Raw genomic sequence first — 19662 nt, 5'->3', positions numbered from 1 at the left:
TTCTACGCACTTTGAAAATTTAATATGGGAATGAAAGGAGTATATTTATTATGAATTCTTCTTCTGAAGGAAACAAAAAAGGAAAGAAGTTTTCGCCAGTTTTTATCTATAGTGCGATTGTAGTCGCAATTGTTGTATTAATAGGGGCTATTTTACCTGAACAATTCGACTCCGTTACTAGCGATATAAGTGGATGGATCACTAATAAACTTGGCTGGTATTACATGATTTTGACTACAGTAATCGTGTTCTTTTGTATATTTTTAATTTTTAGTCCAATCGGTAAACTTAAGCTTGGTAAACCGGGGGATAAACCAGAATTTAATACAATTTCTTGGTTTGCTATGTTATTCAGTGCAGGAATGGGAATTGGATTAGTATTCTACGGTGCAGCTGAGCCAATGGCTGATTTCGCTTCACCACCAAATGCTGATCCTAAAACGACTGAAGCCTATACCGAAGCGTTACGTTCAACATTCTTCCACTGGGGATTCCACGCTTGGGCAGTATACGGCGTTGTTGCGCTTGCCTTAGCTTATTCTCAATTTAGAAAAGATGAACCAGGTTTAATTTCAAGAACGCTTCGTCCAATTTTAGGTGATAAAGTTGAAGGACCAATCGGTACCATTATTGACGTACTTTCAGTATTCGCAACTGTTGTAGGTGTTGCGGTTTCTCTAGGTATGGGTGCCTTACAAATTAACGGTGGTCTTAACTATCTATTTGGTATTCCAAACAATGTTTGGGTACAATCAATTATCATCGTTGTTGTAACTATTTTATTCATTGCTAGTGCTTGGTCAGGACTTAGCAAAGGTATCCAATACTTAAGTAACCTAAATATTGGTTTAGGAACAGTATTAATGATTGCTGTTTTAATTATTGGACCAACAGTATTAATATTAAATATGTTTACTAGTTCAACTGGTAGTTTACTAAATACTTTCTTATTTAATAGTTTTGATACTGCAGCATTAAATGGTCAAAAACGTGAATGGATGTCTTCATGGACACTTTATTATTGGGGCTGGTGGTTAAGCTGGAGCCCATTCGTAGGTGTATTCATTGCACGTGTATCTAAAGGACGTTCAATTCGTGAATTCATCTCAGGCGTATTATTAGTGCCTGCAATTGTAAGTTTCTTATGGTTCAGTGTATTTGGTGTTTTAGGTATTGAAACAGGTAAAAAACATCCTGATTTATTCAAAATGACACCAGAAACTCAATTGTTTGGCGTGTTTAACCATATTCCATTAGGCATGGTATTATCAATGATCGCGTTAGTATTAATTGCTTCATTCTTTATTACTTCTGCAGACTCAGCAACATTTGTGCTTGGTATGCAAACAACATACGGCTCACTTGAACCAAGTAGTATAGTTAAAGTGACATGGGGTATTGCTCAAGCATTAATTGCGTTTATTTTATTACTTGCTGGTGGAGGAAATGGTCCAGATGCACTAAACGCTATTCAAAGTGCAGCTATCATTAGTGCTTTCCCATTCTCCTTTGTCGTCATAATGATGATGATTAGTTTCTTTAAAGATGCTAACCAAGAACGTAAATTCTTAGGTTTAACATTACAACCTAACGAAGATAGAATGAAAGATTATATTAAATATCAACATGAAAATGATGACTCTGATATTTTAGAAAAACGTGAAGTCCATAAAGCTTCTGAAGTTGAAAAAGAATAATAGATTATCCTATGTAAAAAACCTCGAAAGTATAACACTTTCGGGGTTTTTTATATGTAAACATTTAAGTAATTAATATTTGACAATGAAAATCATTCTCAATTAATAATATTTACTTATTGCACTAGAGAGATATGATAAGTATTACTTATATCCTCCGATTAAAAAAGCGAATGCAAAATAGTGTGAAAACTAGAGGTACAGAGTTGTTTTAAAAAACATATAATTATACAATTTAATTAAAGGCATATAATTATAAAATGTTAATATTCAAGGGGGATAAACATATGACTTCTAACATAAAAGAACAAGCTAAAAAAACGTTTGAAGTAAATGGTAAATCATATACTTACTATGATTTAAAAAGTTTAGAAGAGCAAGGTTTAACCAAAATCAGTAAATTACCTTATTCAATTCGTGTTTTATTAGAATCTGTTTTAAGACAAGAAGATGATTTTGTTATTACTGATGAACATATTAAAGCTTTAGGTAATTTCGGCAATAAAGGTAATGAAGGAGAAGTTCCTTTCAAACCATCACGTGTTATCTTACAAGACTTCACTGGGGTTCCAGCAGTAGTAGATTTAGCATCATTACGTAAAGCGATGAATGATGTTGGTGGGGATATTAATAAGATCAATCCTGAAGTGCCAGTAGATTTAGTTATCGACCACTCAGTACAAGTAGATAGCTACGCTAATCCTGATGCACTAGAACGAAATATGAAATTAGAATTTGAAAGAAACTATGAACGTTATCAATTCTTAAACTGGGCAACTAAAGCATTTGATAACTACAATGCAGTACCTCCAGCAACTGGTATCGTTCACCAAGTTAACTTAGAATATTTAGCAAATGTGGTACATGTACGTGATGTTGAAGGTGAACAAACGGCATTTCCTGATACATTAGTAGGTACTGACTCACATACTACAATGATTAATGGTATCGGCGTTCTAGGTTGGGGCGTTGGTGGTATCGAAGCGGAAGCGGGTATGCTTGGACAACCATCATATTTCCCAATTCCTGAAGTAATCGGTGTACGTTTAACCAATTCTTTACCACAAGGTTCAACAGCTACTGACTTAGCTTTACGTGTTACTCAAGAACTACGTAAAAAAGGTGTAGTAGGCAAATTTGTAGAATTCTTTGGCCCAGGTGTTGCAGATTTACCATTAGCTGACCGTGCTACAATTGCTAACATGGCTCCAGAATATGGTGCAACTTGTGGTTTCTTCCCAGTAGATGAAGAATCACTTAAATACATGAAATTAACTGGTCGTTCAGAAGAACATGTTGAATTAGTTAAAGCATACTTAGAACAAAATAATATGTTCTTTACTGCGGATAAAGAAGATCCAGCTTACACTGATGTTATTGATTTAGATTTATCAACAGTTGAAGCTTCATTATCAGGTCCTAAACGTCCTCAAGACTTAATTTTCTTAAGTGATATGAAAAAAGAATTTGAAAAATCTGTTACTGCTCCAGCAGGTAACCAAGGACATGGTTTAGATGAAAGCGAATTTGATAAGAAAGCTGAAATTCAATTCAACGATGGCTCAACAGCTACAATGAAAACAGGTGATATTGCGATTGCTGCAATCACATCATGTACAAACACTTCTAACCCATACGTAATGTTAGGCGCAGGTTTAGTGGCTAAGAAAGCTGTTGAAAAAGGTCTTAAAGTACCTGAATTTGTAAAAACATCATTAGCACCAGGTTCAAAAGTAGTAACTGGTTACTTACGTGATTCAGGTTTACAAGAATATCTTGATGATTTAGGTTTCAACTTAGTAGGTTATGGTTGTACAACATGTATCGGTAACTCAGGTCCATTATTACCTGAAATCGAAAAAGCCATTGCAGATGAAGATTTATTAGTTACATCTGTTTTATCAGGTAACCGTAACTTCGAAGGTCGTATTCATCCATTAGTTAAAGCTAACTATTTAGCATCTCCTCAATTAGTAGTTGCTTACGCTTTAGCTGGTACAGTGGATATCAATTTACAAAATGACCCAATCGGTAAAGGTAAAGACGGAGAAGACGTATACTTAAATGACATTTGGCCTACAATTCAAGAAGTGGCTGATACGGTTGATAGCGTCGTAACTCCAGAGTTATTCTTAGAAGAATATAAAAACGTTTATAACAATAACGAAATGTGGAATGAAATCGATGTTACAGATGCACCATTATATGACTTCGATCCAAATTCAACATACATTCAAAACCCAACATTTTTCCAAGGTTTATCTAAAGAACCTGGTACAATTGAACCATTAAAAGATTTACGTGTAATGGGTAAATTTGGTGACTCAGTAACTACTGACCATATTTCTCCAGCAGGTGCTATCGGTAAAGATACACCAGCAGGTAAATACTTATTAAGCCATGATGTGCCAATTCGTGACTTTAACTCTTATGGTTCACGACGAGGTAACCATGAAGTAATGGTAAGAGGTACATTTGCGAACATCCGTATTAAAAACCAATTAGCGCCAGGTACTGAAGGTGGTTATACTACTTATTGGCCAACTGATGAAGTTATGCCAATTTATGATGCAGCTATGAAATACAAAGAAGACGGTACTGGATTAGCTGTATTAGCAGGTAATGATTACGGTATGGGTTCTTCTCGTGACTGGGCTGCTAAAGGTACTAACTTATTAGGCGTTAAAACTGTTATCGCTCAAAGTTACGAACGTATCCACCGTTCTAACTTAGTCATGATGGGTGTATTACCATTGCAATTCAAAGATGGTGACTCAGCGAATTCATTAGGTCTTGATGGTAGAGAAGAAATTTCAGTAGATATTAACGAAGATGTAAAACCACATGATATTGTGAAAGTTCACGCTAAAAAAGAAAATGGCGAGGTTGTTGACTTTGAAGCAATCGTTCGTTTCGACTCATTAGTAGAATTAGATTATTATCGTCATGGTGGTATTTTACAAATGGTATTAAGAAATAAATTAGCACAATAATATTAATTGCTATTAAGCCATGCTGACTTATATGTTGGCATGGCTTTTTTATGTTACTATTAGTTGGAAGATATTTGAAAAGAGGTACTTAAATTATGATTTACAGTATGACTGAAATTGAAGCTAGATATCAAGAGACAGATAAAATGGGTGTAATCTATCATGGCAATTATGCTACATGGTTTGAAGTAGCCCGTACAGATTATATTCGTAAGTTAGGTTTTAGTTATGCAGATATGGAAAAAGAAGGCATTATATCGCCAGTAATGGATTTACAAATCCAATATAAAAAATCTATCTTTTATCCTGAGAAAGTAAAAATCAAAACTTGGGTAGAGCATTATTCAAGATTACGTTCACAATATAATTACGAAGTATATAATGAAAAAGGGGAATTAGCTACAACTGGCTCAACTCAACTTATTTGTATGAAAGCCAGCAATTTTAGACCAATTCGATTAGATCGTTACTTCCCCGATTGGCATGAAACATATAGTAAAGTTGAATCGTTAAATAAAGAAGGTAAAGATTTAGAAATTACTAACAGCAAAGATTTAGATTTCTAATCAATAATATAAAGACCATGAGCGCATATCAAACTGCTACCTCATGGTCTTAACTTTAATATTCTTTAATCATTAATTTATTTTAGAATAGGCAATTTCATCATCATGGTCTACTTTTTCTACAAGTACTTCACTATCTTCGAAATACCATAAATCATCTTCTGCAACCACTACAATTAAACCATTGTAATTTTCTTCATAGCCAATTTCAACATCATCACGTTGTTCTACTCTAAATGCTGGGCTAAAGCCTTGTTTAAGTTGGAATTCTCCGCCATATCTAACATAAAACTGTAAAACTTTATTATCTTCAGGTAAATCTAATTCATCTTTAAACCATTCTACAGCTTGATCAGATAATTTGATTTTCATTCTAGAATCCTCCTTGATTACCTATATATTTATAATTAACATCATTTTTATGAGAACTGTCAAAATTATAACATATTGTAACTTTTAAAAAACTTTATAAGCTTAAGCCTTTCACAATACGAAAAGAGAGCAAACTGGAAATCAAATTTAATTCAAAAGATTTTACCAGAGTGCTCTCAGATTAAAGTCTACTTTTAGACTAAGTTATAATATTTAAAACGCATCCGCTTCTATTTTTATAATGTATCAAAAGATTACATCCATTTAATTTTAGGTTCTTCACCTTTAAAAATTCTTACAATATTAGTTCGGTGTCTTACAATTAAGATAATAGAGACAAATAAACTCATCCAAAATAAAATATAGTCGTGTATGAATAATGAACCAATCACACAGCTAATTGCTGCAATGATACTTGAAAGTGAAACATATTTTGAAAGATAAAGTACGCCAAAGAAGATAATAGCTAATACAAGTAATAATATAGGATTAACCCCTAATACGACACCAGCACTTGTCGCTACAGCTTTACCGCCTTTAAACTTAAGATAAACAGGATATACGTGACCTAAAATGGCAAATAGACCAACAATTAAACCGTGCGTGAAGAACGTGCTAAGCGGTCCATCAGCATGCACTGGAAACCATATTGGAAAGAATACAGTGATAAATCCTTTGAATATATCTAGGAAAGTAACTATAAAGCCTGCTGGTTTACCAAGCACACGGAAACTATTTGTTGCGCCCGTATTTCCACTACCAAATTGTCTTATATCTTTTTTGAAAAAGAGCTTCCCTATAACATATCCATTAGGAATAGCACCGATGAGATAGCTAAGAAGTAACATGAGCACTATCATCATATAACTTTACACATCCTTTAATAACTTAGATTTATTTTACCATAATCTATGAGTTAACAACGACTGAAAACGAAAAAATGTTTATTACATTTGTAATAATCGTTATAGTGTATAACTCATACTTGCAATTTAACTTAATTTATATAAGAATATCTATTGTATAGTTTTTAAAACGAACGTACGTTTGTAGGAGGCGAACAGATTGACGACGAAAAATTCAAATCACTACTCAGATGATTCTATTCAAGTGTTAGAAGGATTGGAAGCGGTTAGAAAACGTCCAGGAATGTATATAGGATCTACTGATAAGCGAGGATTACATCATTTAGTATATGAAATTGTCGATAACTCCGTCGATGAAGTATTAAATGGTTATGGGAATGAAATTGATGTAACAATCAATCAAGATAATAGTATTTCAATTCAAGATAATGGCCGTGGTATGCCTACTGGTATGCATTCATCAGGTAAACCTACTGTAGAAGTGATATTTACAGTCTTACATGCAGGCGGTAAATTTGGTCAAGGTGGCTACAAAACATCTGGTGGTTTACATGGTGTAGGTGCCTCAGTAGTAAATGCGTTGAGTGAATGGTTAGAAGTTGAAATACATAGAGATGGTAATATATATAAACAAAGCTTCAAGGATGGTGGTTTACCAGCGTCAGGTTTAATCAAAGCTGGTAAAACAAAGAGAACGGGAACTAAAGTTACATTTAAACCGGATCCAAAAATTTTTAAAGCTACAACAACATTCAATTTTGATACGTTAAGTGAGCGTTTACAAGAATCAGCTTTCTTATTAAAGAATCTTAAAATTACGTTAACTGATTTACGAAGCGGTAAAGAAAGAGAAGATGTATACCATTATGAAGAAGGTATTAAAGAGTTTGTAAGTTACATTAACGAAGGGAAAGAGACATTACATGATGTAACAACATTCACTGGAGCTGCTAATGGCATTGAAGTTGATGTGGCTTTTCAATATAACGATCAATATTCTGAAAGTATTTTAAGTTTCGTTAATAACGTGCGTACTAAAGATGGTGGGACACACGAAGTAGGATTTAAAACTGCGATGACACGTGTGTTTAATGATTATGCAAGACGCATTAATGAACTAAAAGAAAAAGATAAGAACTTAGATGGTAATGATATTCGTGAAGGTTTAACTGCGGTTATTTCAGTACGTATTCCTGAAGAATTATTACAGTTCGAAGGGCAAACAAAATCTAAATTAGGTACATCTGAAGCGCGTAGTGCCGTAGATTCAGTAGTTTCAGAGAAGCTTCCGTTTTATTTAGAAGAAAAAGGACAATTATCTAAGTCACTTGTTAAAAAAGCAATTAAAGCACAACAAGCTAGAGAAGCGGCACGTAAAGCACGTGAAGATGCACGTTCTGGTAAAAAAAATAAACGTAAAGATACATTATTATCAGGTAAGTTAACACCTGCCCAAAGTAAAAATACAGATAAGAATGAATTATATCTCGTTGAGGGTGACTCTGCCGGAGGTTCTGCTAAACTTGGTCGAGATCGTAAATTCCAAGCTATCTTGCCGTTAAGAGGTAAAGTTATTAATACTGAGAAAGCCCGTCTTGAAGACATTTTCAAAAATGAAGAAATCAATACGATTATTCATACAATTGGCGCTGGCGTTGGTAATGACTTTAAATTAGAGGATAGTAACTATAATAGAGTCATTATAATGACTGATGCCGATACAGATGGTGCGCATATCCAAGTATTGTTATTAACGTTCTTCTTTAAATATATGAAGCCTCTAGTGCAAGCAGGTAGAGTGTTTATCGCTTTACCACCGTTATATAAATTAGAAAAAGGTAAAGGCAAGTCTAAGAAAGTGGAATACGCTTGGACAGATGATGAACTTGAAAAGCTTCAGAAGAAACTTGGTAAAGGATTTATGTTACAACGTTATAAAGGTTTAGGGGAGATGAATCCTGAACAATTATGGGAAACTACAATGAATCCGGAAACTAGAACCTTAATCCGTGTACAAATTGAAGATGAAATGCGTTCATCTAAACGTGTAACGACGTTAATGGGAGATAAAGTTGCGCCACGTCGTGAATGGATTGAAAGTCATGTAGAATTTGGTATGCAAGAAGACCAAAGTATACTTGATAATACTGAGGTCCAATTCTTAGAAACTGAAGAATATACTGAGGAGGAAGGAAATTGAGTGAGATAATTCAAGATTTATCACTTGAAGACGTGATAGGTGATCGTTTTGGAAGATATAGTAAATATATTATTCAAGAACGTGCGTTGCCAGACGTTCGTGATGGCCTAAAACCTGTACAACGCAGAATTTTATTTGCAATGTTTAGTAGTGGAAATACTTATGATAAGAACTTCCGTAAAAGTGCTAAAACCGTGGGGGATGTTATTGGTCAATATCATCCACATGGTGACTCTTCAGTTTATGATGCGATGGTGCGTCTAAGTCAGGACTGGAAATTACGTCATGTCTTAATAGAGATGCATGGTAATAACGGTAGTATTGATAATGACCCTCCTGCAGCGATGCGTTATACGGAGGCGAAATTAAGTCAGTTGTCTGAAGAATTAGTGCGTGATATCAACAAAGAAACTGTATCATTTGTACCTAACTATGATGATACAACGTTAGAGCCTATGGTATTGCCTGCACGTTTCCCAAATTTATTAGTTAATGGATCAACTGGGATTTCTTCTGGTTATGCTACTGATATTCCTCCTCATAATTTAGGGGAAGTTATTCAAGCGACGTTAAAATATATCGATAATCCTGATATTTCAGTAAGTCAGCTTATGAAATACATTAAAGGGCCTGATTTCCCAACTGGCGGCATTGTTCAAGGTATTGATGGTATTAAGAAAGCTTATGAAACTGGAAAAGGTAAAGTCATTGTACGTTCGAAAGTAGACGTAGAAACATTGCGTAATGGTCGTCAACAATTAATCGTTACGGAAATACCGTATGAAGTTAATAAAAGTTCACTTGTTAAACGTATCGATGAGTTACGTGCAGATAAAAAGGTCGATGGCATAGTTGAAGTACGAGATGAGACAGACCGTACTGGTTTAAGAATTGCTATTGAATTGAAAAAAGATGTCAATGCTGAATCTATCAAGAACTACCTTTTCAAGAATTCAGATTTACAAATCGCTTATAACTTTAATATGGTGGCAATTAGCAATGGTCGTCCTCAATTAATGGGAATTCGTCAAATTATTGATAGTTATCTTGGCCATCAAATTGATGTTGTAACTAACCGTACGAGATTTGATCTTGAACATGCTGAGAAGCGTATGCATATCGTTGAAGGGTTAATGAAAGCTTTATCAATTCTAGACGAAGTAATTGAGTTAATTCGTAGTTCTAAAAATAAGAAAGACGCTAAGGATAATTTAGTAGCTAAATTTGATTTCACTGAAGCACAAGCGGAAGCGATTGTTATGTTGCAATTATACCGTTTGACGAATACAGATATTGTGTCACTTGAAAATGAATTCAACGAGTTAAAAGAAGTTATTAAAGAATATCATCATATTTTAGATAATCATGATGCGCTATTGGATGTTATCAAAAATGAATTAACAGACATTAGAAAACGCTTTAAGTCAGATCGTTTATCAACAATTGAAGCGGAAATCGCAGAAATTAAAATTGATAAAGAAGTAATGGTGCCTAGTGAGGAAGTTATCTTAAGTGTTACACGTCAAGGTTACATTAAACGTACATCTACACGTAGTTTCAATGCGAGTGGCGTCACTGAAGTTGGTTTGAAAGATGGCGACAGTCTGCTTAAGTACCAAACTGTTAATACACAAGATACGGCCTTAGTATTTACGAATAAAGGTAGATATTTATTTATTCCAGTCCATAAGTTAGCAGATATACGTTGGAAGGAATTAGGACAACACGTATCTCAAATTGTGCCTTTAGAAGATGATGAAATGGTTGTAGATGTGTATAATGAAAAAGATTTCAAAGATGACGCATATTACGTTATGGCGACGCGTAACGGCATGATTAAACGAAGCGGTGTGCCATTATTTAAGACCACGCGTTATAATAAGCCGTTAGTTGCGATGAAAGTGAAAGACAAGGATGAAGTGATTAATGTTATCCGATTAAGTAAAGATCAACTCATCACTGTATTAACGCATAAAGGTATGTCATTAACGTATTCAACATCTGAATTATCAGATACTGGTTTAAGAGCTGCAGGGGTTAAATCGATTAACTTAAAAGACGAAGACTATGTCGTAATGACTGAAGCAGTAAGCACAGACAATACTATTATTATGGCGACTCAAAGAGGTGCAGTGAAACGTATTAAGTTTATGGTTTTACAAGAAGCTAAACGTGCGCAAAGAGGTATCACATTACTTAAAGAATTAAAGAAAAATCCGCATCGTCTTGTAGCGGGTCATGTAGTTAGAAACGAAGAAACCTATACTTTAGTTTCAGCAACTCATTCTGAAACAGGACAGATTTCCGATATTCATGTTTCTGAACAGTATACAAATGGCTCATTTATTGTAGATACAAATGAGTTTGGAGACGTTTTAGACATGACAATTAGTGAATAAAATTTGATATTTTATATTTTCAAGTTATTCATAAGATGATAAACTTAAATTTGTTATTTTAACATTTAATAATTAACAAGAGATTTATATTGTTTTTGAGTAAATATTTAAAGGTATGCGAGTAATTAACGGTGCTTGATGATTTTATTCAATTTAATATAAATCTCTTGTAGTGTATTTAAGATTTTATTTAAAAAAAGAGATTAGAGGGATTTCATTGAGCGATTTTGATAGTTTAATTCCTGGATGGTTCAAATCGATTGTTCAGGTAGGAAATGATTTAATATGGTCTCAATATCTTATTGGACTATTATTAACGGTAGGTGTGTTCTTCACTATTAGTTCTAAATTTATTCAGTTACGTATGTTACCTGAAATGTTTAGAGCTTTAACAGAGAAACCTGAAACTTTAAATAGTGGGGAAAAAGGTATTTCTCCATTCCAAGCATTTGCGATTAGTGCCGGATCACGTGTAGGTACTGGTAATATTGCCGGTGTAGCTACAGCAATTGTATTGGGTGGTCCTGGTGCGGTATTTTGGATGTGGGTGATTGCTTTTATCGGTGCAGCAAGTGCCTTTGTAGAAGCAACTTTAGCACAAGTTTATAAAGTACATGATAAAGAAGGTGGCTTCCGCGGAGGTCCAGCATATTACATAACTAAAGGTTTAAACCAAAAATGGTTAGGTATCGTATTTGCTATTTTAATTACAGTGACCTTTGCATTTGTATTTAATACGGTTCAATCAAACACAATTGCTGAATCTTTAAAAACACAATATAATGTAAGTCCTATTATCACAGGTATTATCTTAGCTGTTATTACTGCAATCATTATCTTTGGTGGCGTGCGTAGTATCGCGACGTTATCATCATTAATTGTACCTATTATGGCTATTATTTATATTGGTATGGTTTTAGTTATTTTACTTTTAAACATTGATCAAATTATTCCAATGATTGGTACAATTATTAAAAGTGCATTTGGTATAGAACAAGTTACAGGCGGAGCAGTTGGCGCTGCTATTTTACAAGGTGTTAAACGTGGATTATTCTCTAACGAAGCTGGTATGGGTTCTGCCCCTAACGCAGCAGCGACTGCAGCAGTACCTCATCCTGTGAAACAAGGTTTAATTCAATCACTAGGTGTATTCTTTGACACAATGTTAGTATGTACAGCGACTGCAATCATGATTTTATTATATTCTGGTTTAAAATTTGGCGATAATGCACCTCAAGGTGTTGAAGTAACACAATCTGCATTGAATGAACATTTAGGTTCAGCAGGTGGTATTTTCCTAACTATAGCGATTACGTTATTTGCGTTCTCATCTGTAGTAGGTAACTATTATTACGGCCAATCTAATATTGAATTCTTATCTAACAATAAAGTAGTATTATTCATCTTTAGATGTTTAGTTGTTGTGCTAGTATTCGTAGGTGCAGTTGTTAAAACTGAAACTGTATGGAGTACTGCCGACTTATTCATGGGCTTAATGGCTATTGTTAACTTAGTTTCAATTATAGGATTGTCAAATATAGCTATCGCAGTGATTAAAGATTACCAACGTCAACGTAAAGCAGGTCAGAAACCTGTATTCAAACCTGAGAATTTAGAAATTAACTTATTCGGTATTGAAACATGGGGTCGAGAAAATAAGATTCCTAAAAAATACTAAGTTATAATTTTAAAATATTAGTTTCATTATAATGATATACCCCTTTCAGAGTAAGCTTTTTCCTATGGAAGAAAGTACTTTGAAAGGGGTATTTTTGATTTAAGTGAGATATCTTTTCAATTATAGTGTTTAGCTATATAATTTTAATCATAAAAAAGAAAGGTGATTATGATGAGCGAGTATTACATTTCTAAGACCTTAAATAATAACGTCATCATATGCACTAATAATAATCAACAAGAGGTCATTCTGATAGGTAAAGGTATCGGATTTAATAAAAAGCCTGGCATGATGCTAGATGATAATGCTTCAATTGAAAAAGTATATAAATTAGAGCAAAAGCAACAACAAGAATATTATAAATCTCTAATAGAATTAGCTAATGAAGACATCATACAAGCTATTATTGAGGCGGTTAATTTTATTACAAGTAAAATTAATACGACTGATGATAAAAATTTAGTTGTAGCATTAACTGATCATATTATTTTTGCATATAAAAGACTTAAACAAAATCAAGTGATAAATAATCCTTTCGCAATGGAAACCATGCATTTATATAGCGATGCTTACACTATCGCCAGCCAAGTAATAGAGCGATTGAATAAACGGTTAGATGTTGAATTTCCTCTTGATGAAATAGGCTTTATAGCCCTTCATATTGCTTCTAATACTGAAGATTTATCCATTCATGAAATGTCACTAATTAATAAATTAATCAGTAAGAGTATTTTAATTATTGAGAATGATTTAGGCCATAAAATTAATAATCAAACCGTACAATATCAAAGATTTATTAGACATATTCAATTCCTTATACGCAGATTGAATAAACAAGAACATCTTCAAGCGCAAGAGGTCTTTATCGATATGGTTAAACAACATTATGCCAATTGTTATAATACAGCATTTAAAATCTCTAAAATGATTCAAAAACATATTAATGTTACCGTAGATGAGTCTGAAATAGTATATTTAACATTACATATTTATCATTTCGAAACTCAAATCACTACGTAAAACATAAATACAAATTGAGTTATTTCATGTTATGATGATTATTAGTTGAAGTTTACATTTAAGCCTCGCTTAAATCATTCAAAAGTTTATATTTGTTAGTTAAGGTATGGTGAAAAACATGGCAACTGAACAACAACCAGTGGATGAAAAGAAGTCGAAAAAACTTAGCTTTTCTGAAACGCGTTTTATGAAATTTTTAGGAGGCAAAGATTTAATATTTGCCCTAGGTTCACTTGTGTTACTCGGTATTGTAATATTTATTTTTGATAAAGTGTCTTATGTTTTTCATCCCTTTATCATTGTATTTAATACAATTGTAGCACCTATTATAGTGTCACTTATTTTATTCTATTTAATTAATCCGATTATTAATTTGATGGAACGATATAATATTCCAAGATTACTTGGTATTATCATTATCTTTTTAGTCATTGCAGGTGGCGCTACTTTAATTGTTAACTTATTAATTCCAGTTATCGGGGATCAAATTACGCGATTAGTTAATAACTTCCCGAAATATGTTGAAAAATTTAACGGATTAATTGATAAAGTGACTCATTTTTCATTCCTATCTTCATTTTATGGTCAGATACAAGATGGATTAGACTCGTTCTCAAATAAAGTGCCTACACTCGTTTCAAACTATTTCGATGGATTTAGTACTAAAATTATGTCGTTTGCTGAAACAATCGCTAATGTTGGCGTTGTTATTGTAACGACACCGTTCGTATTATTCTTTATGTTAAAAGATGGACATAAGTTTAAAGACTTTAGTACTAAGGTAATGCCGCCAAAATTCAGAAAAGATTACCATGATTTAATTGAAAAAATGAGCGTGCAAGTTGGTTCATATATTCAAGGACAAATTATCGTATCATTCTGTATTGGTATCTTATTATTTATCGGTTATAGCATTATTGGACTAGATTACGGTTTAGTATTAGCTTCAATCGCAGCGGTTACAAGTGTTGTACCTTATCTAGGTCCAACAATTGCGATTTCACCAGCTATCGTTATTGCAATAATCACTTCTCCATTTATGCTATTAAAATTGATTATCGTATGGACACTTGTTCAATTTATTGAAGGACACTTCATTTCTCCAAATATTATGGGTAAAACATTGAAAATCCATCCACTTACAATCATCTTTATCTTATTAAGTGCTGGAAATTTACTCGGTATTGTAGGGGTTATACTAGGTATTCCTGGATATGCTATCTTGAAAGTGTTAGTATCACATCTCTTCTTATTATTTAAACGTCGTTATAATAAGTATTATGGTGAGGATGCTGGTCAATACGAAATTAAACAAGAAGAACATAAAGATTTTACTGAAGCAGAATAATTTAATGTTTAAAGTCATGACAAGTGAGTTTTCATTTGTTGTGACTTTTTTAATTTATCTAATAAAAGGGGGTTAATTCACTCAGTATAAGAAGGATTTACATTACAATACTGTTAGCTTAATTACAGTATCAGTATATGTTCATTCTAAAAAAGGTATGATATATTTTAAATTAACTTAAGATAAAGGATAGAAGTGAAATAATGACTGAAGAATTTAAAAATAGAATTTTATCAATATTAAAATTTGTATTTGCAGCTGTGTTATTTATTGCCGTAGTGGTTACGTTATATCACGAGTTAGCTAATATTAATTTTAAAGAAACATTAGAATCATTTGGTAAAATCAATCGCTGGCATTTAATTGGATTATTTATTTGTGGTGGCGCTTCAATGATATTACTAAGTCTCTATGATTTAATACTTGTTAAAGCACTTAAACTCGATATCGCACTGTCGAGAGTCTTTAGATTGAGTTATATCATTAATGCGTTCAATGCAATTGTAGGTTTTGGTGGTTTTATCGGAGCAGGATTTAGAGCATTTGTATATAAAAATTATACATCTGATAGAAAGAAACTCGTTCATGCGATTTCAATTATTCTTGTATCCATGTTAACAGGATTAAGTTTACTTTCTATATTAGTCGTATTACATATCTTTAATGCTTCTCATATTCTAAATAAAATTAGTTGGGTAAGATGGATATTATATGTTGTTGCTTTATTCTTACCAATATTTATTGCTTACACCATCATCAAACCTATTGATCAACGCAATAAATTTTTAGGTGTTTATTGTACGTTAGTTTCGAGCGTGGAATGGATAGCAGCAGCGGTAGTGCTTTACTTATCTACTGTGATTGTTAACAGCCATGTAGCGTTTATGACCGTTATCGGTATCTTTATCATTGCCGCTTTAGCTGGACTTGTCAGTTTTATACCTGGGGGCTTTGGGGCGTTCGATTTAGTTGTTTTACTTGGCTTGAAATCTCTTGGCGTACCAGAAGAGAAAGTTTTATTAGCATTATTACTATATCGTTTCGCTTATTATTTCGTGCCGGTAATTATCGCACTTATTCTATCTACCTTTGAATTTGGTTCTTCTGCACGTAAATATTTTGAAGAATCTAGATATTATGCACCAGCTAAAGATGTTACATCATTTTTATTTTCTTATCAAAAGGATATCGTGTCGAAGATTCCTTCATTCGCATTATCAATTCTCGTATTACTAACAAGTATTATCTTCTTTATTAATAATATTACTATTGTGTATGATGGCCTTTATGATGCTAATCACTTTATTTATTATATTGTGTTATCCATTCATACAAGTGCTTGTTTAATCTTATTGATTAATGTCAAAGGTATTTTTAAACAAAGTAGAAGAGCGATTATCTTTGTAATGATTGCGTTAATTTTAATCTTTGTTGCAACGATTTATACGTACGCTTCATTCATATTGCTAGCGTGGTTAGTACTTATCTTTATCTTGCTTATTTTAGCGTATCGTCGTGCTAGAGTGTTAAAACGTCCATTTAGATTAAGAAATTTATTATTAACGTTACTATTTAGCATTATCGTTTTATACATTAATCATTTAATTATCTCAGAAACATTATATGCTTTAGATATTTATCATATTGAGATGGATACATCATTATTAAAATACTACTTCTGGTTAACGATTTTAGTAGTAATCATTATTGTAGGGCTTATCGAATGGTTATTAGAAATTCGTTTTACTAGACCACATAAAGTTGAAGATTTATCTCAATGTCAATCTATTATCGAAACCTATGGCGGTAATTATCTCAGTCATTTAATCTATAGTGGAGATAAAGACATCTTTATGCATGAGAACGAACAAGCTTTCTTAATGTATCGTTATAAATCTAATGCATTAGTCGTCTTAGGTGATCCTATTGGAGATACGGCATCATTCCAATCTTTATTAATTGAGTTTTATAATTATGCTGAAAAGTTAGGTTATGACATTATTTTCTATCAAGTTTCTGATAGATTCATGCCACTGTATCACAACTTTGGAAATCAATTTTTCAAACTTGGAGAAGAAGCTATTATTGACTTAACGCAATTTACAACTTCTGGTAAGAAGCGTCGAGGCTTCCGTGCAACGTTAAATAAATTTAGTGATTTAAATATTCAATTTGAAATTGTTGAACCTCCATTTTCAAAAGAATTATTTAATGAACTTAAAGTGGTAAGTGACCAATGGTTAGATGGTCGTAATGAAATGCATTTCTCTGTAGGTCAGTTTACAGAAGACTATTTAAAAGAAGCACCTATTGGTATTATGAAGAATGAAGAAGGTAAGATTATTGCGTTCTGTAGTTTAATGCCAACCCATTATAACGAAGCTATTTCAGTAGACTTAATTAGATGGTTACCAGATTTAGATTTACCATTAATGGATGGCTTATACTTGCATATGCTGTTATGGGGTAAAGAGAAAGGCTATAAAGCGTTTAACATGGGAATGGCAACTTTATCTAATGTAGGACAGTTAGATTACGCGTATCCTAGAGAGCGTGTTGCAAGTCGTGTGTTTGAACACTTTAATGGTTTATATCGCTTCCAAGGCTTGCGTAAGTATAAGGAAAAGTATAGCCCTAATTGGGAACCAAGATTTTTAGTTTATCGTAGAGATAGTTCATTAGTATCTAGCATGATGAAAGTCATGAGAGTTATTAGACACAAATAATTAAGTTGATATAAAAGAAGACATCCTACTGAAGTGTAATTGATTAAACGCTTAGTATGGATGTCTTTTTTAGCTTATAAGTTGGATTTATAGTTTGCGCGATCTTGCTGTTCTTTTGCATAACGTTCTGGATTCTTTTTATAAAAATCTTGATGATATTCTTCAGCTTTGTAAAAGGTTGAAGCGGGTAATATCTTTGTAGCAATTGCTTTCTCAGCATGTAATGTATCTTGTAACTGTTGAATGTATGCTTCAGCAAGTTTCTTTTGATCTTCATTAGTATAGAAAATAGCGGTTTTATATTGTGAACCTCTATCTTGGAATTGTCCTTCAGCATCTAAAGGATCAATCACTGAAAAGAAGATTTCTAATAATTTATTATATGAGAATAGCGCTACATCATATTCAACTTTTACGGTTTCATAATGGCCGGTTGTACCGCTTTTCACTTCTTCATAGGTAGGATTGTCTGTTGTACCTCCCATATATCCAGAGGTAATTGTTTCTATGCCATCGAATTGATCGAAAGGTTTGGTCATGCACCAGAAACACCCACCAGCAAAATATGCTGTATTAATATTCATTTACGCCATCCTTTCATTAGACCTTAGTCCTATTTATCTAAAAATTACTTGATTTTTTAAGGTAAGTTCTTTAACTTTAGTATATATAAATTATAGTACATAGATATATAATTTTGAAGATTTTAAACATAAGGTAGGTAAATATGACAGACGAGAAGGATAAGACACAATTAAGTAGACAATCATACAATCAAACACCTTCTAAACGACGCAAGAAAAAAAGACTTCGTAAATTACCTTTTATATTATTAATACTATTAGTAATATTGTTGGCGATAGTGATTTATGTGATACATAGTTATCGAAGCGGCTTAAATTATGCAAAAGAGCATGCTAAAGATGTGAAGATACATCAATTTAATGGTCCAGTAAAGAATGATGGAAAAATATCGGTACTTGTACTCGGCGCAGACCAAGCGAATGGTGGTAAATCTCGCTCAGATTCTATCATGGTTGTCCAATATGATTATATTCATAAAAAAATGAAAATGATGTCCGTTATGCGTGATATTTATGCAGAAATACCTGGCTATCAGAATTATAAAATTAATGCAGCTTATTCACTTGGTGGACCTGAATTATTACGTCAGACATTAAATAAAAATTTAGGCATTAATCCTGAATATTATGCTGTAATTGATTTTACAGGTTTTGAAAAAATGATTGATGAATTAGAGCCTAATGGTGTACCAATTAATGTTGAAAAGGATATGTCTGAAAATATTGGTGTATCATTAAAAAAAGGACGTCATCGTTTGAATGGTAAAGAATTACTTGGTTATGCTAGATTCAGACACGATGAAGAAGGTGACTTTGGTCGAGTTAGACGTCAACAACAGGTCATGCAAACATTAAAACAACAATTAATTACACCAGATTCGATAGTTAAGTTGCCTAAAGTTGCAGGTATACTAAGAGGATATGTTAATACAAATATACCTAACTCTGCTATTTTCCAAACCGGTATAAATTTTGGTATTAGAGGGGATAAAGACGTACAGTCATTAACTGTCCCTGTTAAAAACTCATATCAAAATATAGACACTAATAATGATGGAAGCGCACTTGATATTGATAAAGAGAAGAACAAACAAGCAATTAAAGAATTTTTTAACGAATAAAGTTTAAAAGAGGCTGGGACATAATTCCTAGCAAAAATGCCAGTAAATGAGTTTTTTATAAATTCATTTACTGGCTTCTTTATTTACAATAC

The 19662-nt window shown here is 32.9% G+C and carries 13 protein-coding genes; 10 read left to right on the top strand and 3 right to left on the bottom strand.

Translation table 11 applies throughout. The features are described 5' to 3' along the window. Positions 1-50: 50 nt before the first annotated feature. The 3 genes from CD128_RS07835 to menI all read left to right on the top strand — a co-directional run bounded on the left by CD128_RS07835 (position 51) and on the right by menI (position 5256). Positions 51-1697, top strand: coding sequence for a BCCT family transporter (locus CD128_RS07835; protein WP_103329450.1), 1647 nt, complete (start codon positions 51-53; stop codon positions 1695-1697). Between the two features lie 287 nt (positions 1698-1984). Next, positions 1985-4690 carry an aconitate hydratase AcnA gene (gene acnA, locus CD128_RS07830; RefSeq protein ID WP_103329449.1) on the top strand — a complete coding sequence of 902 codons (2706 nt, stop codon included), beginning with the start codon at positions 1985-1987 and terminating at the stop codon, positions 4688-4690. A gap of 95 nt (positions 4691-4785) precedes the next feature. Further along, positions 4786-5256, top strand: a complete 471-nt coding sequence (gene menI / locus CD128_RS07825) for a 1,4-dihydroxy-2-naphthoyl-CoA hydrolase MenI (RefSeq protein ID WP_103329448.1) — start codon at positions 4786-4788, stop codon at positions 5254-5256. A gap of 72 nt (positions 5257-5328) precedes the next feature. Here menI and CD128_RS07820 read toward each other — a convergent pair whose 3' ends face one another. Continuing rightward, positions 5329-5628 (bottom strand): HesB/YadR/YfhF family protein, encoded by a 300-nt coding sequence (locus tag CD128_RS07820; RefSeq protein ID WP_103329447.1) that lies wholly within the window; start codon positions 5626-5628, stop codon positions 5329-5331. A gap of 254 nt (positions 5629-5882) precedes the next feature. Continuing rightward, a complete protein-coding gene (gene plsY, locus CD128_RS07815) occupies positions 5883-6491 on the bottom strand; it encodes a glycerol-3-phosphate 1-O-acyltransferase PlsY (RefSeq protein ID WP_103329446.1) in 609 nt (202 codons plus the stop codon). A gap of 202 nt (positions 6492-6693) precedes the next feature. On the opposite strand from plsY, the gene parE reads away from it, so the two are divergent. The 6 genes from parE to mprF all read left to right on the top strand — a co-directional run bounded on the left by parE (position 6694) and on the right by mprF (position 17865). Further along, entirely contained in the window at positions 6694-8694 is a 2001-nt protein-coding gene (gene parE, locus CD128_RS07810; RefSeq protein ID WP_103329445.1) for a DNA topoisomerase IV subunit B, read from the top strand. Next, positions 8691-11093 carry a DNA topoisomerase IV subunit A gene (parC, locus tag CD128_RS07805; protein ID WP_103329444.1) on the top strand — a complete coding sequence of 801 codons (2403 nt, stop codon included), beginning with the start codon at positions 8691-8693 and terminating at the stop codon, positions 11091-11093. The genes parE and parC overlap by 4 nt, the downstream gene beginning before the upstream one ends. A 217-nt stretch (positions 11094-11310) precedes the next feature. Further along, positions 11311-12771 (top strand): glutamine transporter AlsT, encoded by a 1461-nt coding sequence (gene alsT, locus CD128_RS07800; RefSeq protein WP_103329443.1) that lies wholly within the window; start codon positions 11311-11313, stop codon positions 12769-12771. 171 nt (positions 12772-12942) lie between these two features. Further along, a complete protein-coding gene (gene glcT / locus CD128_RS07795) occupies positions 12943-13791 on the top strand; it encodes a glucose PTS transporter transcription antiterminator GlcT (protein WP_103329442.1) in 849 nt (282 codons plus the stop codon). A gap of 118 nt (positions 13792-13909) precedes the next feature. Further along, the gene (locus CD128_RS07790; protein ID WP_103329441.1) at positions 13910-15139 is read left to right on the top strand and encodes an AI-2E family transporter; all 1230 of its coding nucleotides are present in this window, start codon (positions 13910-13912) and stop codon (positions 15137-15139) included. A gap of 203 nt (positions 15140-15342) precedes the next feature. Then, positions 15343-17865 carry a bifunctional lysylphosphatidylglycerol flippase/synthetase MprF gene (mprF, locus tag CD128_RS07785; RefSeq protein ID WP_103329440.1) on the top strand — a complete coding sequence of 841 codons (2523 nt, stop codon included), beginning with the start codon at positions 15343-15345 and terminating at the stop codon, positions 17863-17865. A gap of 74 nt (positions 17866-17939) precedes the next feature. On the opposite strand, the gene msrA is transcribed toward mprF, so the two are convergent. Further along, the gene (msrA, locus tag CD128_RS07780) at positions 17940-18449 is read right to left on the bottom strand and encodes a peptide-methionine (S)-S-oxide reductase MsrA (protein ID WP_103329439.1); all 510 of its coding nucleotides are present in this window, start codon (positions 18447-18449) and stop codon (positions 17940-17942) included. A gap of 143 nt (positions 18450-18592) precedes the next feature. Between msrA and CD128_RS07775 the strand changes: the two genes are divergently transcribed. Next, positions 18593-19570 carry an LCP family protein gene (locus CD128_RS07775; protein WP_103329438.1) on the top strand — a complete coding sequence of 326 codons (978 nt, stop codon included), beginning with the start codon at positions 18593-18595 and terminating at the stop codon, positions 19568-19570. The last annotated feature ends 92 nt before the right edge of the window (positions 19571-19662 follow it).

Origin of the sequence: Staphylococcus croceilyticus (assembly GCF_002902575.1) — a bacterium.
Lineage (GTDB): Bacteria > Bacillota > Bacilli > Staphylococcales > Staphylococcaceae > Staphylococcus > Staphylococcus croceilyticus.
The sequence above is the reverse complement of the archived record's forward strand: the minus strand, read 5'-3'. Positions and strand labels throughout refer to the sequence as shown.

What these genes read in the sequence shown, in the direction of transcription:
- CD128_RS07835 (WP_103329450.1), top strand. Translation starts at nt 51, where the DNA reads ATGAATTCTTCTTCTGAAGGAAACAAAAAAGGAAAGAAGTTTTCGCCA.
- acnA (WP_103329449.1), top strand. Translation starts at nt 1,985, where the DNA reads ATGACTTCTAACATAAAAGAACAAGCTAAAAAAACGTTTGAAGTAAAT.
- menI (WP_103329448.1), top strand. Translation starts at nt 4,786, where the DNA reads ATGATTTACAGTATGACTGAAATTGAAGCTAGATATCAAGAGACAGAT.
- CD128_RS07820 (WP_103329447.1), bottom strand. Translation starts at nt 5,628, where the DNA reads ATGAAAATCAAATTATCTGATCAAGCTGTAGAATGGTTTAAAGATGAA.
- plsY (WP_103329446.1), bottom strand. Translation starts at nt 6,491, where the DNA reads ATGATGATAGTGCTCATGTTACTTCTTAGCTATCTCATCGGTGCTATT.
- glcT (WP_103329442.1), top strand. Translation starts at nt 12,943, where the DNA reads ATGAGCGAGTATTACATTTCTAAGACCTTAAATAATAACGTCATCATA.
- CD128_RS07790 (WP_103329441.1), top strand. Translation starts at nt 13,910, where the DNA reads ATGGCAACTGAACAACAACCAGTGGATGAAAAGAAGTCGAAAAAACTT.
- mprF (WP_103329440.1), top strand. Translation starts at nt 15,343, where the DNA reads ATGACTGAAGAATTTAAAAATAGAATTTTATCAATATTAAAATTTGTA.
- msrA (WP_103329439.1), bottom strand. Translation starts at nt 18,449, where the DNA reads ATGAATATTAATACAGCATATTTTGCTGGTGGGTGTTTCTGGTGCATG.
- CD128_RS07775 (WP_103329438.1), top strand. Translation starts at nt 18,593, where the DNA reads ATGACAGACGAGAAGGATAAGACACAATTAAGTAGACAATCATACAAT.